Below are 16,880 nucleotides of genomic sequence, written 5' to 3'. Positions count from 1 at the left end.
TGACTTTTATTTATATTAAGACCTTGCCTTTCATCCCCACATCTAAAGAAGGGGGCTTTTCGGCAATTTTATTGTAAAATAAATATTAAGCGTTTAAAATATAAAATTTTTATGTTTGAAGTGTTAAAATGATTTTATTGTAAAATATTAATTAATTGTTGTAAGTTATAATATAATAGTATGAGATTTTATATAAATTTATAAAGATATAATTAAATATATAAATTAAAGTGTCATTAAATATGTAATGGAGGTGTTAGTGTGTCTAAGATACTAGTAGTAGATGATGAATTAGATATGTTAAAGTTAATTGAAAATATATTAAAGAGAGATGGGCATGAAGTAAAGGTAATTAGTGATGTAGAAAATATTCTTGATATTGACTATAATCCTTTTAATCTAATAATATTAGATGTAATGATGCCTAAAATGGATGGTTTTGAAGTATGTAAAAGTATAAGAAATAAGGTTGATTGCCCAATATTGTTTTTGACAGCTAAAAATATGGAAAGTGATGTTATGTATGGTCTTGGTATAGGGGCTGATGATTATATTACAAAGCCTTTTGGTGTAGGTGAGTTAAGAGCCAGAATAAATGCTCATTTGAGAAGAGAAAATAGAGAGAAAAAAAATTCATTAACTATATCAAATGTTCAATTTAATTTTTTGGGAAAAGAAATTTCTGTTGATAATAATAAGATAAATTTTACTAAGAGTGAGTATCTAATATGTGAATTTCTAGCAAAAAATAAGGGACAAGTCTTTTCAAAAGAAAGAATATATGAGCATGTGTATGGATTTGATGGAGAAAGTGATATAAGTGTTATTACAGAACACATAAAAAATATACGAAGCAAGTTTAAATCTTATGATATTTATACAATAGAGACTGTATGGGGGATAGGATATAAGTGGGTATAATAACGTATTACTCAGTGCAAATACTGTATATATCTACAAAATGTTTGTAAAATATTAATATATATATTAAAATTTAATTTATAGATTAATATTTTTTGCAAATGACAAAATTGTAAGGTATTTTGTTATAAAATATTAATATTAGTAGTGTATACTAATAATATGATGTTTAATATAAATCTTGAGCAAAGGATGGTTTTTCTAATGGATAAACTAAAAAATATTAGAAAGAGCTTACTACAGTATACATTTTTATTTTTACTAATAGGTATAACAATTTACTTGGTATTTAAAACATTAGATATTAAGATGTTATCAAATGTTATAACTATGGTAGATAAAAAGTTTTTATTTGTAGGGGCTCTGGCAATAATGTCTCACATAATGCTTGAAGGATTAGTAATGAAGATAATTATAGAAAGTACTCACAAAGTCAATATTAGATTTATTGGTTTCAAGCTAGCCATTATGGGATTTTATTATAATCTAATAACTCCATTTGCTTCAGGAAGCCAACCAGTACAGATATATGTACTTAAAAAATGCAAAATGCCACTTAGTAAAGCAAGTGCAGTTGTTACAAATAAGTCTATTATTTTTCAAATAGTAGTTACTGTTTATTGCACAATATTAGTATTAATGAATCTAGCTATGCTAGAAAAACAAATGAAAGTAATCATGCCCTTAGTGTTTCTAGGAATAGCAATTAATTCATTTGTTTTAATTATGATAATTTTAGTTATTTTAAATCCTCAAAAAATAAAATATTTTATGAGAGTTTCAATAAAGTATTTAGCAAAAATTAAGTTTTTAAGATTCCTAGAGAGTAAAGTAGACTCTATAGAAAATTTTATAGATGATTATAGTAAAGCAATAAGTTTTTTTGCTAAAAATAAAAAAGTATTGATTTTAACTATTATAGTGACTTTTATTCAATTAAGTGCTTACTTTAGTGTTTCTTTTTGGATATATAAAGCATTTAATTTACAAGGTTATAGCTATATTTATATATTAACACTACAAGCTTTTTTATATATGGCAATATCACCAATACCAACACCTGGTAATGTAGGAGCTAATGAATTAGCATTTTTCACTATATTTAAATCAGTATTCCCTCAACCTCTAATGGGTTATGCAGTATTTTTATATGGTGGATTTATGTACTATTTGATTCTGATTGGAAGTGGTATCTTTACTGTAATCACTCACTATAGAATGAAAAATAGAATTGGTAGAAATGCCGTTTTAAGTGAAAATTAGATAAATCTAAATAAGCATATATTAAAAAATATGTCATAAGAACTATAATATTTTAATTAGATGATTAAAATATAAGAATTATTATGACATATTTTTTTTGAAATTTAAAAGGAATTGTGAGAAAATTGTTGAATTTAATAGATAATATTGCAAAATATTTGTAAATTTTGCATATTATAAAAATACTTCATTATCTTTAAGGTAAATTTTACTCATCAGGGGATAAATCTAAGGGGGGAAATGTATGGAGAAGAAAATTTTAACAGTTTGTCCATACTGTGGAGCTGGATGCCAATTATATCTAGTAGTAAAAGATAACAAGATATTAAGAGCAGAGCCAGCTGATGGTAGAACAAATCAAGGAAGTTTATGTTTAAAAGGTCGTTATGGATGGGATTTTCTAAATGACCCTAAAATTTTAACACCTAGACTAAAAAAACCAATGATAAGAAAACAAGGTGTGCTAGAAGAGGTTGAATGGGATGAAGCTATAAGTTATACAGCTTCAAGATTAAACGAAATTAAAGAAAAATATGGTCCTGATTCTATTATGGGGACTGGTTCTGCAAGAGGACCTGGTAATGAAGCAAACTATATAATGCAAAAATTTATGAGAGCTACAATAGGAACCAATAATGTTGACCATTGTGCTCGTGTCTGACATGCACCATCTGTAGCCGGTCTGGCTTACTCATTAGGTAGTGGTGCAATGTCTAATTCTATACCAGAAATAGAAAACGCAGATGTTTTATTTATATTTGGATATAATGGAGCAGATTCACATCCAATAGTTGCAAATAGAATAATTAAAGCTAAGAAAAATGGAGCTAAGTTAATTGTTACTGACCCTAGATTAACTGAGTCTGCAAGAATTGCTGATATACATCTACCTATAAAGGGTGGAACAAATATGGTTTTAGTAAATGCTTTTGGAAACGTTTTAATAGAAGAAGGTCTTTACAATAAAGACTTTGTTCAAAACCATACACAAGGATTTAATGAGTACAAAGAAATTGTTAAACCATATACAGCTAAATATGCTGAGAAGATGACAGGAATTCCAGAAGAGCTTATAAGAAGAGCTATGAGAGAATATGCAAAAGGTAAGAAGGCCATGATACTTTATGGAATGGGTGTCTGTCAATTTGGACAAGCTGTTGATGTAGTTAAAGGGCTTGCCTCAATTGCTCTACTTACAGGCAATTTTGGTAGAGAAAGCGTTGGAATAGGGCCTGTACGTGGACAAAATAATGTTCAAGGAGCTTGTGATATGGGAGCTCTTCCTAATGTATATCCTGGTTATCAAAATGTAACTGATGATAAGATAAGAGAAAAATTTGAAAATGCTTGGGGAGTAAAGTTATCTCCTAATAATGGATATAGTTTAACTCAAGTTCCAAATTTAGTGTTAAAAGAGAAGAAGCTTAAAGCTTATTATATATTTGGGGAAGACCCAGTACAAAGTGACCCAGATGCATCAGAAGTTAGAGAGGCTTTAGACGAGTTAGAGTTTGTTGTTGTTCAAGATATATTTATGAATAAGACAGCGCTTCATGCTGATGTTATACTTCCAGCTACTTCTTGGGGCGAACATGATGGAGTATATACATGTGCAGATAGAGGATTCCAATTGATGAGAAAAGCTATAGAGCCACAAGGAGATGTAAAACCAGACTGGCAAATTATAAGTGAAATTTCTACAGCAATGGGATATCCTATGAACTATAAAAATACTAAAGAAATATGGGATGAACTTAGAGCATTATGTCCGAATTTCTTAGGGGCTACTTATGAAAAAATAGAGGCTCAAGGTTCTGTTCAGTGGCCTTGTAAGAGTGAAAGTATGGAAGACAAAGGAACTATGTATCTATATGAAGGACAAAAATTCTCTACTCCTAATGGAAGAGGTAATTTATTTGCTGCAGAATGGAGACCTCCTATGGAAGTTGAAGATGATGAATATCCATTTAGTTTATGTACTGTAAGAGAGGTTGGTCACTATTCAGTAAGAACTATGACTGGTAACTGTAGAACACTTAGTTCATTAGAAGATGAGCCAGGTCGTGTTCAAATAAATTGTAATGATGCAGATAGATTAGGAATTGAAGATGATGAATTAGTTAGAATTAGTTCAAGAAGGGGAAGTGTAATCACAAGAGCGACAGTAACTGATAGAGTTAAAAAAGGAGCGACATATATGACTTATCAGTGGTGGGTTGGAGCTTGTAACGAGCTTACAATAGCAAATTTAGACCCTATATCTAAAACACCAGAATACAAGTATTGTGCTGTTAGACTTGAAAAACTTGATGACCAAGAGTTAGCAGAAAAATGTGTAAGAGAAGAATATCAAAGTCTTAAAGATAAAATGACTGCCACAAATGTTTAGTAGTTATTAGATTAAAGATTTATAAAAAGTGGAAGGGTAAATATCTTATGGAGAATATATACTCAAAAGCTAAGTCACAAGAAAATAGTAAAGATGAAGTTTTTGAAAACAGTTATACTTTGGTAGATTATAAATACATGAATTCTTTTAAGTTAGAAATAAACAAAATAAATGAATATAATTTATCTAATGAATATGAAGAAATAATTGCAGAATATCCACTTAGCTTTATTTTAAATGATAAATACATAAATACATTTTTATGTACACCATATAATTTAAAAGAGCTTGTAGTTGGTTTTTTGAGAACAAAGGGATATATAGAAAATAAAAAAGACATATTAGATATAGAAATAAATGATAAGGAACGGGTTACAAAAGTAACTATTCAAGAGAAACAGGATGACGAAGAGGAACAAATTATATTTTTAAACTCACTAGACTATATAAGGTGTACTCCTGTAGAGAGTAATATAAAAATAAATTATGATGCGATTTACAGTATAATGGATAAAAACTTAAATTCGTCAGAATTATTTAAAAATACGGGTGGAGTACACAGTGTATCCATATTTGATAATGATAAAAAAATAGTGACCTGTGAAGATGTAGCAAGGCATAACGCAATGGATAAAGCAATAGGATTTTGTGTTTTAAATGAAATATCATTAAAAGATAAGACTGTAGTTGTAAGTGGGAGAATATCTTTAGAGATGATACTAAAGGCAGCTATGACTCAAATCCCTATTGTAATATCAAAATCAGCACCAACTAATTTATCAATAGAGCTTTCTAAAAAATTAAATATAACTCTTATTGGATTTGTAAGAGGAAGACGAATGAATATCTATGCAAATTCACAGAGAGTTATCAAAAAGTGAGACTGAAGCGTATGTGTGCTAATAAAGAAGAAAAAAAATATTCAAGATGTGAAGTGTGTGGAGTAGTAATTGATGATACTGACAAAGTATATGCCAATAAGTATAATTTGTGTAAAAATTGCAAGCGAAATATAAGTATTGAAAAAACACTAAAATATATAAATATATATAATAAAAATAACTAGGGACTTAGAAATATACAAATTGAAAGGTGGGATAATATGAATAATAAAATAGGCTCTTTTGTAATAGCAGACCCAAGTAAATGTACTGGTTGCAGAACTTGTGAAGTAGCTTGTTTTACGATGCACAACCAACATAATAATGTAGGATATACGGTTGGGACAGTTGACATACCAGTTATACCTAGACTTTATTTAGTAAAAGGTGATACTTTCTGTATGCCAATACAATGTAGACACTGTGAAGATGCTCCTTGTCTAAATTCATGTCCACAAAAAGCTATAAACAAAGAGAACAACGTCATGTTTGTTAATGAAGAAAAATGTATAGGGTGTAAAACTTGTCTCCTAGCATGTCCTTTTGGAGCTATAGATTTACTTCCACAATATAAAGATGGGAAAGAAGTAGAACAAGTAATTTTGGAAGAAAATAAAAAAATAGCATATAAGTGTGATTTATGTAAAGACAACGAAAAAATAGCTTGTATAAGCGCATGTCCTCAAGATGCATTAAAACTTGTTACTCCAATAGATGACAAAAAAGCTAAGAATAGACAAGCTGCACTTAGCTTATTGTTGACAAATAAATAAAGGATAAAGGGGTGACGTTTATGATAATAAATATAGATAAAGATTTATGTACTGGATGCAGAGAATGTTCAAAGGTATGTCCAGTAAATGCTATTGAGGGGGAAGAAGGAAAACCACAAGAAATAAACTTAGATAGATGTGTTATGTGTGGTCAATGTGTTCAAATTTGTAAATCTTATGCTTCAGTTATAGATGAAGGATTTGAGTTTTTGAAAGATAAAAAACAAGAACGAAAAATACCAGAATCAATAAATGAACCTATATTCGCAGCACATAATGTATGTGATGTAGATAGGGTAAAAAAAGCTTTGAGTGACCCAGATGTATTTACCATGGTTCAATGTGCACCAGCAGTTAGAGTAGCTTTAGGAGAGGATTTTGGATACTATCTAGGATATTTAAGTGCTGGAAAAATGGCAGCAGCACTTAGAGCATTAAATTTTGATAGAGTTTATGATACTAATTTCGCAGCGGATTTAACTATAATGGAAGAAGGTAGTGAGTTAATTAATAGAGTTACAGAAGGTGGAACTCTTCCAATGTTTACATCTTGTTGTCCAGCTTGGGTTAAATTTATAGAAAAAAATTATCCTAAATTAACTAATCACTTATCTTCTTGTAAATCACCTCAGCAGATGGGTGGTGCAATATTTAAGACATATGGCGCAGAAATAAATAATGTGGATGCATCTAAAATATTTAGTGTTTCTATAATGCCATGTACATGTAAAAAGTATGAATGTGATAGAGAAGAGATGGATTCTAGTGGATATAGAGATGTAGATGTAGTGTTAACTACTAGAGAGCTAGCTTACCTAATAAAAGACATGGGAATTGATTTTAAAAATTTAGGAGAAGAAAAGTTTGACAGCCCTTTAGGTAGTTACAGTGGAGCTGGAACTATATTTGGTGTTACTGGTGGAGTTATGGAAGCAGCTATAAGAACAGGTTATGAGCTTATAACTGGAGAAAGTATACCTAATGTAGAAGTAAAACAAGTAAGAGGAGAAAGTGGTTTTAGAAAATCAACTATTAAGGTAGGAGATTTAGACTTAAGAGTTGGTGTAGTAAGTGGACTGAAAAATGTAATACCAGTACTTGAAGATTTAGAAAAAGGAAAGTTGGATATAGATTTTATAGAGGTTATGACTTGTCCTGTTGGATGTGTAAGTGGTGGAGGTCAGCCAAAAATTTTACTAGAAGAATATAAAGACTTAGCCTATGAAAATAGAACAAAAGCAACATATGTGCATGACGAACACTTGGCAATTAGAAAATCTCATGAAAATCCTGACATTAAAAAATTATATGCTGAATATCTAGTAGAGCCATTAGGAGAAAAATCTCATCATTTATTACACACTACATATTGTATAGGAAAGGAAGTGGCTAAATAATGAATTATTTTGTTATAGCAGACCCTGATAAGTGCATAGGATGTAGAACTTGTATGATAGGATGTGTGGTTGCACATTCAGATGAAGATATTTTTTACAAAAGTCCAGATGAGATAAACTTTAACCCAAAACTTTCTGTCATAAAAACAAAGGAAGTTAGTGCTCCAATACAATGTAGACATTGTGAAGATGCTCCTTGTGCAAAGGCCTGTCCAAATGGAGGTATAGTTAGGGTGGGTAATACAATAAAAATAAATGAAGAAAATTGTATAGGATGTAAGACTTGTATGCTGGCATGTCCTATAGGAGCGATAGATATAGTTACACTAAAAGATGTAGATAAAGGAAAGCTTTGCTTTAGAGAAAGAATGACAGCAAATAAATGTGATTTCTGTATAGATTCACCAGAAGGACCAGCATGTGTAAATGTATGTCCAACAAAAGCATTTACTATAGTTAAAGATGAAGATATAGATAACACTGTTAAAAATAAAAGAAAGTTAGCTATATTATAATATAATTAATAAAAAGATGGAGTTCTAGTTGTTATTAGAGCCTCCATCTTTTTTGTATAATTTTTATAGAAATTAAGAATTAATTATTGTACCAACTTATCTAACCTATCCTTATTTAGCTTTGCCATTCCTATAGAAGCTGTGATAAGTAAAGCATAAGCGATTATAACTGATAAAATTATAATAGACCAAGAGAATTTATAACCAAAATTATCAACGAGCAATCCAAATAATGTTGAACCAAGTGCAAATCCAATTGCAAAAATTAATTGAACAATCCCAAAAATACTGCCAAACTCCTTTTGACCAAAAAAAGTACCAGTTAAATAAGCAGGTCCAATCATATAAGCAAATACAGAAAGACCCTTTAAAATAGCAAATACAAATGCAAGATTAGCAGATTTATCAACAAATAGTAATGATAAAGTAGCTATAAGTACAAATATAAAAGATATAATCAGTGGTTTTATTTGACCAAATTTATCAAATAATAATCCTCCAAATAAATTACCAATAAGAGCAAATAAGGCAAAAGTAGAACCTACTGTTCCTATTAAAATTGGATTTATATAATTTCTAAGGTAGGTTGGATATTGTACAGATAATGATGAAACATATATACCTACAAAAGCAAATCCAATTGTCATAATCCAAAAATATTTATTCTTTCTAGCTTCTTTTAATGTATAACCCCATACTGAAGGGGACTTTTTATTAGATGTTTTGTCATTTTTTATTTTAGAGCTTATTTTCTCATTAGTATCTTTAGGCATTTTAAGCATAAATAATGTTACAGGTATACCAACTATTAGTGCTACAATCCCAAATATTAGATAAGAACGGCTATATCCTTGAGATGCTAATGAGCGAACTACAAGTTGTTGTAGAAATATACTACCAATAGAGCCACCAGCAAAAGCAAATCCCATAGCCTTTCCTTTACTTTTTTCATCAAACCAAGCACTTATTAAAATTGGTATTCCTATCGCAGATATAATTGTAGCTCCAATTTGTACAATGCATGATACCGTATAAAATTGCCATAGTTCAGTACATATAGAAAATGTAGCAAAAGCAATGCTAGAAATTATACAGCCTAATAAATATAATATCTTAATATTGACCTTAGAAAATAATTTACCTATAAATGGTGATGCAATTGCTGAAGCAATAGTACCAAAAGTAAATATTAGAGAAAAAGATGCTAAGCTAAAACCTTCTCCTTCTACAACATAACTTATAAATTGGGGCTGTATACTTGCTACAATACTAAATGGTATAGCTTGTATCAACATACAACCAAGTACTATAATCCAAGCAGATGAAAAGTTTTTAATGCTAAAATTCTTGTTTAGTAGTGTCTTCATGGTATCATATCTCTCCTTTAGATTATAATTTGTAAATATTAATCTAATTATTCTAATTTTATATATTAGTTTTGGATAGTTGAATTAGTTATATGTAATTTGGGGTATTAATATAAAAATTATCTGTAAAAATTGATTATTTTAAATAGATAGGGTAAATTAAAATATATAGATAAATGAAAGGATGGATAAAATGTCATTTGAAAAAATAAATAATAATAATCTAGATAAAATACACAGCAGGAAGTGTATTATGTTTGTAAATTTTAATAAAAAAGAATTATCACTAATTAAAAATGTTAGTAATTTTGCTGGAATAAGAGACCATATCATTTTAAGTGATAAAAATGGTGAAAACATAGTAAGAGACATTTTGGATGGGAATATATCAAGTGAATGTGATAATGGAATTAAAAGTAAGTCTGTAATATTTAATAATATTTCCAGTACACAAGTAAATACATTTTTAGAAGGATTGAAAAAAGTAAGAATAAATAGACCTTTTACAGCAATGGTAACTGAGACATCTATTGATTGGACATTAAATAATTTAATAGAAAATTTAGTTCAAGAACGCAATGCTATGTCTTCAGGAAAAACAATTGAGCATAAGTAAATTAGTTTTTAGAACCATCTTCTAATAAATTTAACTAATATGTGTTAAGTATCATATTATACTGTAAGATATAAAAATCTTAATACAAGTGGATGGAGGAAAGTAAAATGAAAGTATTATTTACAATAAATTATGGAGAAGAAAAATTTAAAAAAATAAATGAATTAGGATATGATGTTATACATTATTCCGAAGATAGTATAGAAAATAATGAAGATGTAAACACTGCAGATGTGCTAGTTACATATAATCCTTTTGACAGACTGGATATTTCTAAAATGGAAAATTTAAAATATATACAAACAACAAGTGTAGGTATAGACCAAATCCCAAAAGAAGATGTGTTAAAAAGAGATATCAAGATAGCTAATAATAGGGGAGGGTATAGTATACCTATTGGTGAAAGCATCGTTATGTATATTTTAGAAATTTATAAAAATAGTGCAAAATTTTTTAAACAACAGCAAAATAAAGAATGGAAAATGGATTTTTCTGTATCAGAATTATATGGTCAAAGGGTTGGATTTCTTGGAACAGGAACTATATCATCAGAAGCAGCTAAAAGGTTAAAGGCCTTTGGTGTAGAAATATGGGGAGTCAATACTGATGGAAGCAACAAAAAATACTTTGACAAGTGTTTTTCTACTGAGGATATGAATGTTGTATTTAAGGAAAGTGACATAATAGTTGTAGCAATGCCTTCTACAAAGAGTACAGATGGAATAGTAAATAAAGATATGTTTAATCTTATGAAAGAAGGTTCTGTATTTATTAATGTAGGTAGAGGAAATACAGTTAATCAGAAAGATTTAGAAGAATGCGTAGAGAAATTTAGAGGTGTAGCATTAGATGTATTTGAAAGTGAGCCTTTAAGTAAAGATAATAAACTATGGGAAAGTGAAAATGTTATAGTAACTCCTCATAACTCTTGGGTGTCTGATAAAAATAAAGAGAGAACATTTAATATGGTCTATAATAATTTAAAACATTATATAATAGAAAATAAACCTGTAGATAATGTTGTTGATATATCAAAAGGTTATTAAATATGTAAAAATTCTAATGAAAATAAAAAACTCTTATTAGTGTTATTAGAGATACTATAAGAGTTTTTTTTGTAATAAATTTAAAGTCAAAAAAGTGATATACTAAAAAATATATAAATAGGAAATAATTAATTATAGGGAAATTTTAAAATGATTCAATTTAAAAAATATGAAGAGGTGCTAAGAGTGAGCGTTAAAAATGAAATTAATAAACTTATAGAACAAATAAAATATCATAATGAAAGGTATTATAACCAAGATAGCCCAGAGATATCTGACTATGAATATGACAAGCTAATGAAAGAACTAATATCTTTGGAAGAACAAAATCCAGAACTAAAGAGAATTGATTCTCCAACAAATAGAGTAGGAGGTAAGCCATTAGATAAATTTAATCAAATTGTACATAAAACTCCTATGCTGAGTTTATCAAATGCTTTTTCAGAGCAAGATTTGAGAGATTTTGATAAGAGAGTTCAGGAATATGTGGGAGATAGTGTTGAATATGTCGTTGAATTTAAGATAGATGGGCTTTCAGTAGGTCTTACCTATAATAATGGAGCATTTGAAAAAGGAGCAACTAGAGGTGATGGAGTCGTAGGAGAAGACATTTCTCAAAATTTAATGACTGTCAAAAGTATACCTCTTAAAATAGATGAAAAAAAAGAGTTAATAGTTAGAGGAGAAGTATATATATCAAAAGATAATTTTAGAAAAGTGAATGAACAACAAGAAGAACAGGAACAACCACTATTTGCTAACCCAAGAAATCTTGCAGCAGGTTCATTAAGACAACTAGACTCGAAATTAACTGCAAAGAGACCATTAGATATATTTGTATTTAATATGGAAAATATAGAAGATTATACTTTAGAGAGTCATAGTGAATCCTTAGAATATTTAGAAAAACTAGGTTTTTCAGTAAGTCAAAGTTATAAAGTTTGTAAAAATATAGATGAAGTTATTGAACATATTGAACATTGGACAGAAAATAGAGGTAATTTAGAATACGAGATAGATGGAATGGTAATAAAAGTAAATAATATAAAACAAAGGGAAGAGATGGGATATACTGCAAAGAGTCCAAGATGGGCAATTGCATATAAATTTCCAGCAGAAAAGAAAAAAACTAAAATAGTAGATATAATAGTAGAAGTTGGAAGAACTGGTACAATAACACCATCAGCAGTACTTGAGCCAGTTAGACTTGCTGGGACTACTGTAAGTAGAGCAACACTTCATAATGAAGACTATATAAAAGAGAAAGACATAAAAATAAATGATACAGTATTGGTTCAAAAAGCAGGAGATATAATACCTCAAGTTTTAGAAGTTATAAAAGAAGCTCGTACTGGAGAAGAAGTAGATTTTAAAATGCCAGAAAAATGTCCTGTTTGTTCAGAACCAACAGTAAGATTAGAAGGAGAAGCTGCTGTAAAGTGTATAAATATGTCTTGTCCTGCTCAAATAAGAAGAGGGATTATACATTTTGTATCAAGAGATGCAATGAATATAGATGGTTTAGGAGAATCTATAATTACATTGTTGCTAAATGAAAAAATAATTCAAGATGTGTCTGATTTATATTATATAAAAAAGGAAGATGTAGTTGATTTAGAAAGAATGGGTGAAAAATCTGCTGATAATTTAATAAATTCAATAGAAAAGTCAAAAGAAAATGATTTATGGAGACTTATAAATGGTTTGGGAATTAAATTTATAGGTGTTAAGGCAGCTAAGATACTTGCCTCAAAATTTAAAGATTTAGATGATGTGATTTCTGCAACAAGTGAGCAATTAGAAGATTTAGAAGAATTTGGGGGTATAATGGCAAATAGTGTTGTTGAGTTTTTTAAGGAAGATAAAAATATAAATGTCATAGAAAAACTAAAAAGTGTAGGAGTAAATACAAAATCATTAGAGAATACAGGTGAAACAGTAGAAAGAATATTTGAAGGAATGAAAATAGTATTGACTGGTACACTTCCTACATTAAAAAGAAATGATGCAAAAGATATGATAGAAAAAAGAGGTGGCAAAGCTACATCTAGTGTAAGTAAATCGACAACTTTTGTTTTAGCTGGAGAAGAAGCTGGCTCTAAACTTACAAAAGCAAATGATTTAGGAATTAAAGTTATAGATGAAGAGAGATTTTTAGAATTATTAACTTTATCATCGAAAGATGAAGTAAAAGCTGTATTAGAGGGCTAAAAAGTCATTTAATTTAGTAGAAAACTACTATAATTAATGATAGAATAGTTCAGTAAGCTATCGAATTATGAAAAATGACATTATATAAGATTAATAAAATTAAAACTTATAAAAATAAATTTATAAAATATATAAGGATTAAGAAAGGATATAAAAAATGACCAGAAGTTATGATAGAACTAATGAACAGATAAGACCTGTAAAGATTACTAGAAATTATACAAAGTATGCAGAAGGTTCTGTTCTTATAGAAATGGGAGAGACAAAGGTTATATGTACTGCATCAGTGGAAGAAAAAGTACCTCCTTTTTTGAGAAATAGTGGTACTGGATGGATAAATGCTGAATATTCAATGTTACCAAGGGCAACTCAACAGAGAAAAATAAGGGACGCATCTAGAGGAAAAATCGACGGAAGAACTCAAGAAATACAGAGGTTAATAGGAAGGGCAATAAGGTCTGTTATAGACTTAAATAAACTAGGAGAAAGAACTATTTGGGTAGATTGTGATGTGATTCAAGCTGATGGTGGAACTAGAACTGCATCTATAACGGGGGCGTTTGTAGCAGTTGCTGAAGCAATCTATAAATTATATAAAGCAAAAACATTAAAAGAAATGCCAATAACAAATTTTGTATCTGCAATTAGTGTTGGAATAGTAAATGAAACCCATATGCTAGATTTATGTTACGAAGAAGATTCTAAAGCACAAGTAGATATGAATATAATAATGACTGACAAGTATGAGTTTGTAGAAGTACAGGGTACTGGTGAAGAGAAACCTTTTTCAAGAAAAGATTTAAATTTATTGTTAGAGTTAGGAGAAAAAGGGAATAAAGAACTAATAAGACTTCAAAGAGAAGTTTTAGGTGAAATAGCAGATGAGATATTAGGAATGGATTATGGTAATGAAGTAGTGATTGCTACTAATAATGCTCATAAGCTAGAAGAAATAGGTGAAATCTTAAAAGATTTTGAATATGAGGTGTATTCTCTAAAAGATGTTGATTTAGCAGGTATAGAAATCGTAGAGGATGGAAAAACATTTGAGCATAATGCATTAATAAAGGCTAGAACAATAGCTAGAAAAACTAAACTTATAGCTATAGCTGATGATTCTGGCTTAGAGGTAGATGCTTTAGGAAAAAAACCAGGCGTTTATTCAGCTAGATATGCAGGAGAGCATGCTACAGATGAAGGAAATAGAGAAAAGCTATTAAAAGCCATGCAAAATGTGCCAATGAGTAAAAGAAATGCAAGATTTGTCTCTGCAATAGCAGTAGTTTTTCCAGATGGAAAAGAATTTGTAGTGAGAGGAATTTGTGAAGGAATGATAGGCTTTGAAGAAAAGGGCAAAAATGGCTTTGGATATGATAGCTTATTTATAGTAAAAGGATATAATAAAACCTTTGGTGAAATACCTAGTGTTATAAAAAATTCAATCAGCCACAGAGCAAATGCACTAAAAATTATGAAACAAGAGTTTATGAAAAGGGTAGTGAAGTAATGAAAATAGGCATAATAAGTGATACACATATGATGATTAAAAATATGGAAAAGACAATACCATATTTAGAAGAATGTGACTTAATAATTCATGCAGGAGACAACTTTACAGACTCAAGATATCTTCATAATATGACTAAGGTTGGAATTATTGCAGTTAAAGGAAATTGTGATTTTGATGCTATAGAAGAAGAAATTGTCTTTGAAGTAGCAAATAAAACTATATTTTTATGCCACGGAGATAAGTATGGTGTAAAATATGGCACACAAATGTTAGAAAATAAGGCTGCTGAGGTTAATGCTGACATAGTTATATTTGGTCATACTCATACTCCATTTAGAGAAATTAAAAATGGTGTGCTTTACATAAATCCTGGAAGTACTTCACTTCCAAGAGGAGTATCGTATAAGAGTTTTGTAATTATGGAGATAGAAGAAGAGGACATAAATATAGAGGAAATACGCATATAAAGGTGTATTTATCCAAAAAAATGGCAAAAAACACTCAAAAAATTAAATTTTATCAAATAAGTACAACGATATTAATGGAACACTTGTAAATAAAAAAACTTATGTGATATAATTAAGTGGTTGAATTATAAATAGAATGAATTATGATACCATTATCGGGTATTACATAAATATCACTAGGAGGATTAGAAGGATGAAAGCAGAACTAATTAAAAAAGAGGGTAATAAAGTTACTTTAAAAATAACAGTAGATAACAATAAATTTGAAGCAGCAGTAAATAAGGCTTATAATAAAAGCAAAGGCAAATATAATATACCTGGATTCAGAAAAGGTAAAGCTCCAAGAATTGTTATAGAAACTCAATATGGAAAAGGTATCTTCTATAATGATGCTATAGAAGTGTTATTCCCAGAAGTTTATCCAGAAGCTATCAAGGAATTAGATATAGATCCAATAGACAATCCAGATTTAGATATAGAAGAAATAAGCAAAGACAATGGATTAGTTATGGTTCTTAATGTTGAAGTTAAACCAGAGTTTGAATTAGGAAACTATAAGGGTATAGAAGTAGCTAAGGTTGAGAATACTGTAAGTGATGAAAATGTTGAAGCTAAATTACAAGAAATGGTTGAAAAAAATGCTAGATTAGTAAGTGTTGAAGACAAAGCTTTAGAAGATGGCGATACAGCTATAATAGACTTTGAAGGTTTTGACAATGGTGTAGCTTTTGATGGTGGTAAAGGTGAAAATTATAACTTAGTTATAGGTTCAAACACATTTATACCAGGATTTGAAGAGCAATTAGTAGGTAAAAAAGTTGGAGAAGAAGTTGAAGTTAATGTTACTTTCCCAGAAGAATACCACTCAGAAGATTTAGCTGGAAAGCCAGTTGTATTTAACGTAAAAGTAAATGATGTAAAAGTAAAAGAATTATCTGCATTAGATGATGAATTTGCTAAAGATACTAGTGAATTTGATACTTTAGATGAATTAAAAGCAGATGTAAGAGCTAAATTAGAAGAAGAAGCAAAAAATAAAGCAGATGCAGAAATTAGAAATTCAGTAGTAGAAAAAGTTGCTGAAAATACAGAAATAGAAATACCAGAAGTTATGGTAGAGCATCAAATAGATAATATGTTAAACGAACTTAACTACCAATTACAATATCAAGGATTTGGATTACAACAATTACTAGAGATGACTGGTAGAACTATGGAAGAATTAAGAGAAGAAAGAAAAGAAGATGCTAAAAAATTAGTTAAATCTTCACTAGTATTAGAAGCAATAACTAAAGCTGAAGGAATTGAAGCAACAGAAGAAGAATTTAAAGCTGAATTAGAAAAAATGGCTTCTGCTTACAATATGGAAGTAGAAAAAATAGAAACTACTTTAAGAGATGCTGATAAGGAAGATATAAAAGGACAAATAAAAATAAGAAAGACAATAGACTTATTAGTTGAAAGTGCAACAATAGCTTAATAAAATAACCGCTATAACTAATATAGTTGACGTTATAGAATGTT

Annotated in this window: 15 protein-coding genes; 14 read left to right on the top strand and 1 reads right to left on the bottom strand. The window is 29.3% G+C overall.

Features of this window, described 5'->3' with window-relative positions; genetic code table 11:
• Positions 1–261 precede the first annotated feature (261 nt).
• The 8 genes from KGF52_RS11910 (at position 262) to KGF52_RS11875 (ending at position 8,139) form a co-directional block, all read left to right on the top strand.
• Positions 262–921 (top strand): response regulator transcription factor, encoded by a 660-nt coding sequence (locus tag KGF52_RS11910; RefSeq protein WP_227840335.1) that lies wholly within the window; start codon positions 262–264, stop codon positions 919–921.
• A 204-nt stretch (positions 922–1,125) separates the two neighbouring features.
• Positions 1,126–2,184 (top strand): lysylphosphatidylglycerol synthase transmembrane domain-containing protein, encoded by a 1,059-nt coding sequence (locus tag KGF52_RS11905; RefSeq protein WP_227828261.1) that lies wholly within the window; start codon positions 1,126–1,128, stop codon positions 2,182–2,184.
• 244 nt (positions 2,185–2,428) lie between these two features.
• On the top strand, positions 2,429–4,573 hold the full coding sequence (gene fdhF / locus KGF52_RS11900) for a formate dehydrogenase subunit alpha (protein ID WP_227840334.1): 2,145 nt from the start codon (positions 2,429–2,431) through the stop codon (positions 4,571–4,573).
• Positions 4,574–4,620: 47 nt separating this feature from the next.
• The gene (gene fdhD, locus KGF52_RS11895; RefSeq protein WP_227840333.1) at positions 4,621–5,454 is read left to right on the top strand and encodes a formate dehydrogenase accessory sulfurtransferase FdhD; all 834 of its coding nucleotides are present in this window, start codon (positions 4,621–4,623) and stop codon (positions 5,452–5,454) included.
• Positions 5,455–5,465: 11 nt separating this feature from the next.
• On the top strand, positions 5,466–5,639 hold the full coding sequence (locus tag KGF52_RS11890) for a hypothetical protein (protein WP_227828264.1): 174 nt from the start codon (positions 5,466–5,468) through the stop codon (positions 5,637–5,639).
• Between the two features lie 36 nt (positions 5,640–5,675).
• Positions 5,676–6,227, top strand: coding sequence for a 4Fe-4S dicluster domain-containing protein (locus KGF52_RS11885; RefSeq protein WP_227828265.1), 552 nt, complete (start codon positions 5,676–5,678; stop codon positions 6,225–6,227).
• A 20-nt stretch (positions 6,228–6,247) separates the two neighbouring features.
• Positions 6,248–7,624, top strand: a complete 1,377-nt coding sequence (locus KGF52_RS11880) for a [FeFe] hydrogenase, group A (RefSeq protein WP_227840332.1) — start codon at positions 6,248–6,250, stop codon at positions 7,622–7,624.
• A complete protein-coding gene (locus tag KGF52_RS11875; RefSeq protein WP_227828267.1) occupies positions 7,624–8,139 on the top strand; it encodes a 4Fe-4S dicluster domain-containing protein in 516 nt (171 codons plus the stop codon). The genes KGF52_RS11880 and KGF52_RS11875 overlap by 1 nt, the downstream gene beginning before the upstream one ends.
• Positions 8,140–8,222: 83 nt before the next feature.
• On the opposite strand, the gene KGF52_RS11870 is transcribed toward KGF52_RS11875, so the two are convergent.
• Complete coding sequence (locus KGF52_RS11870) at positions 8,223–9,506, bottom strand: conjugated bile salt MFS transporter (RefSeq protein WP_227840331.1); 1,284 nt, start codon at positions 9,504–9,506, stop codon at positions 8,223–8,225.
• A 193-nt stretch (positions 9,507–9,699) separates the two neighbouring features.
• On the opposite strand from KGF52_RS11870, the gene KGF52_RS11865 reads away from it, so the two are divergent.
• The 6 genes from KGF52_RS11865 (at position 9,700) to tig (ending at position 16,836) form a co-directional block, all read left to right on the top strand.
• Positions 9,700–10,122, top strand: a complete 423-nt coding sequence (locus KGF52_RS11865; RefSeq protein ID WP_227840330.1) for a DUF3783 domain-containing protein — start codon at positions 9,700–9,702, stop codon at positions 10,120–10,122.
• Between the two features lie 107 nt (positions 10,123–10,229).
• A complete protein-coding gene (locus KGF52_RS11860; protein WP_227840329.1) occupies positions 10,230–11,168 on the top strand; it encodes a phosphoglycerate dehydrogenase in 939 nt (312 codons plus the stop codon).
• Positions 11,169–11,354: 186 nt separating this feature from the next.
• A complete protein-coding gene (ligA, locus tag KGF52_RS11855; RefSeq protein ID WP_227840328.1) occupies positions 11,355–13,379 on the top strand; it encodes an NAD-dependent DNA ligase LigA in 2,025 nt (674 codons plus the stop codon).
• A 157-nt stretch (positions 13,380–13,536) separates the two neighbouring features.
• On the top strand, positions 13,537–14,886 hold the full coding sequence (rph, locus tag KGF52_RS11850) for a ribonuclease PH (RefSeq protein ID WP_227840327.1): 1,350 nt from the start codon (positions 13,537–13,539) through the stop codon (positions 14,884–14,886).
• Complete coding sequence (locus KGF52_RS11845; protein ID WP_227828273.1) at positions 14,886–15,356, top strand: metallophosphoesterase; 471 nt, start codon at positions 14,886–14,888, stop codon at positions 15,354–15,356. Before rph ends, KGF52_RS11845 begins: the two co-directional genes overlap by 1 nt.
• Before the next feature lie 193 nt (positions 15,357–15,549).
• Positions 15,550–16,836 carry a trigger factor gene (gene tig, locus KGF52_RS11840; protein ID WP_227840326.1) on the top strand — a complete coding sequence of 429 codons (1,287 nt, stop codon included), beginning with the start codon at positions 15,550–15,552 and terminating at the stop codon, positions 16,834–16,836.
• Positions 16,837–16,880: the final 44 nt, after the last annotated feature.

The organism is Clostridioides sp. ZZV15-6597, from assembly GCF_020657815.1.
In the GTDB taxonomy this organism is placed as follows: Bacteria; Bacillota; Clostridia; order Peptostreptococcales; family Peptostreptococcaceae; genus Clostridioides.
Note: the sequence above shows the minus strand (reverse complement) of the source record. Positions and strands in the feature narration are given on the sequence as shown.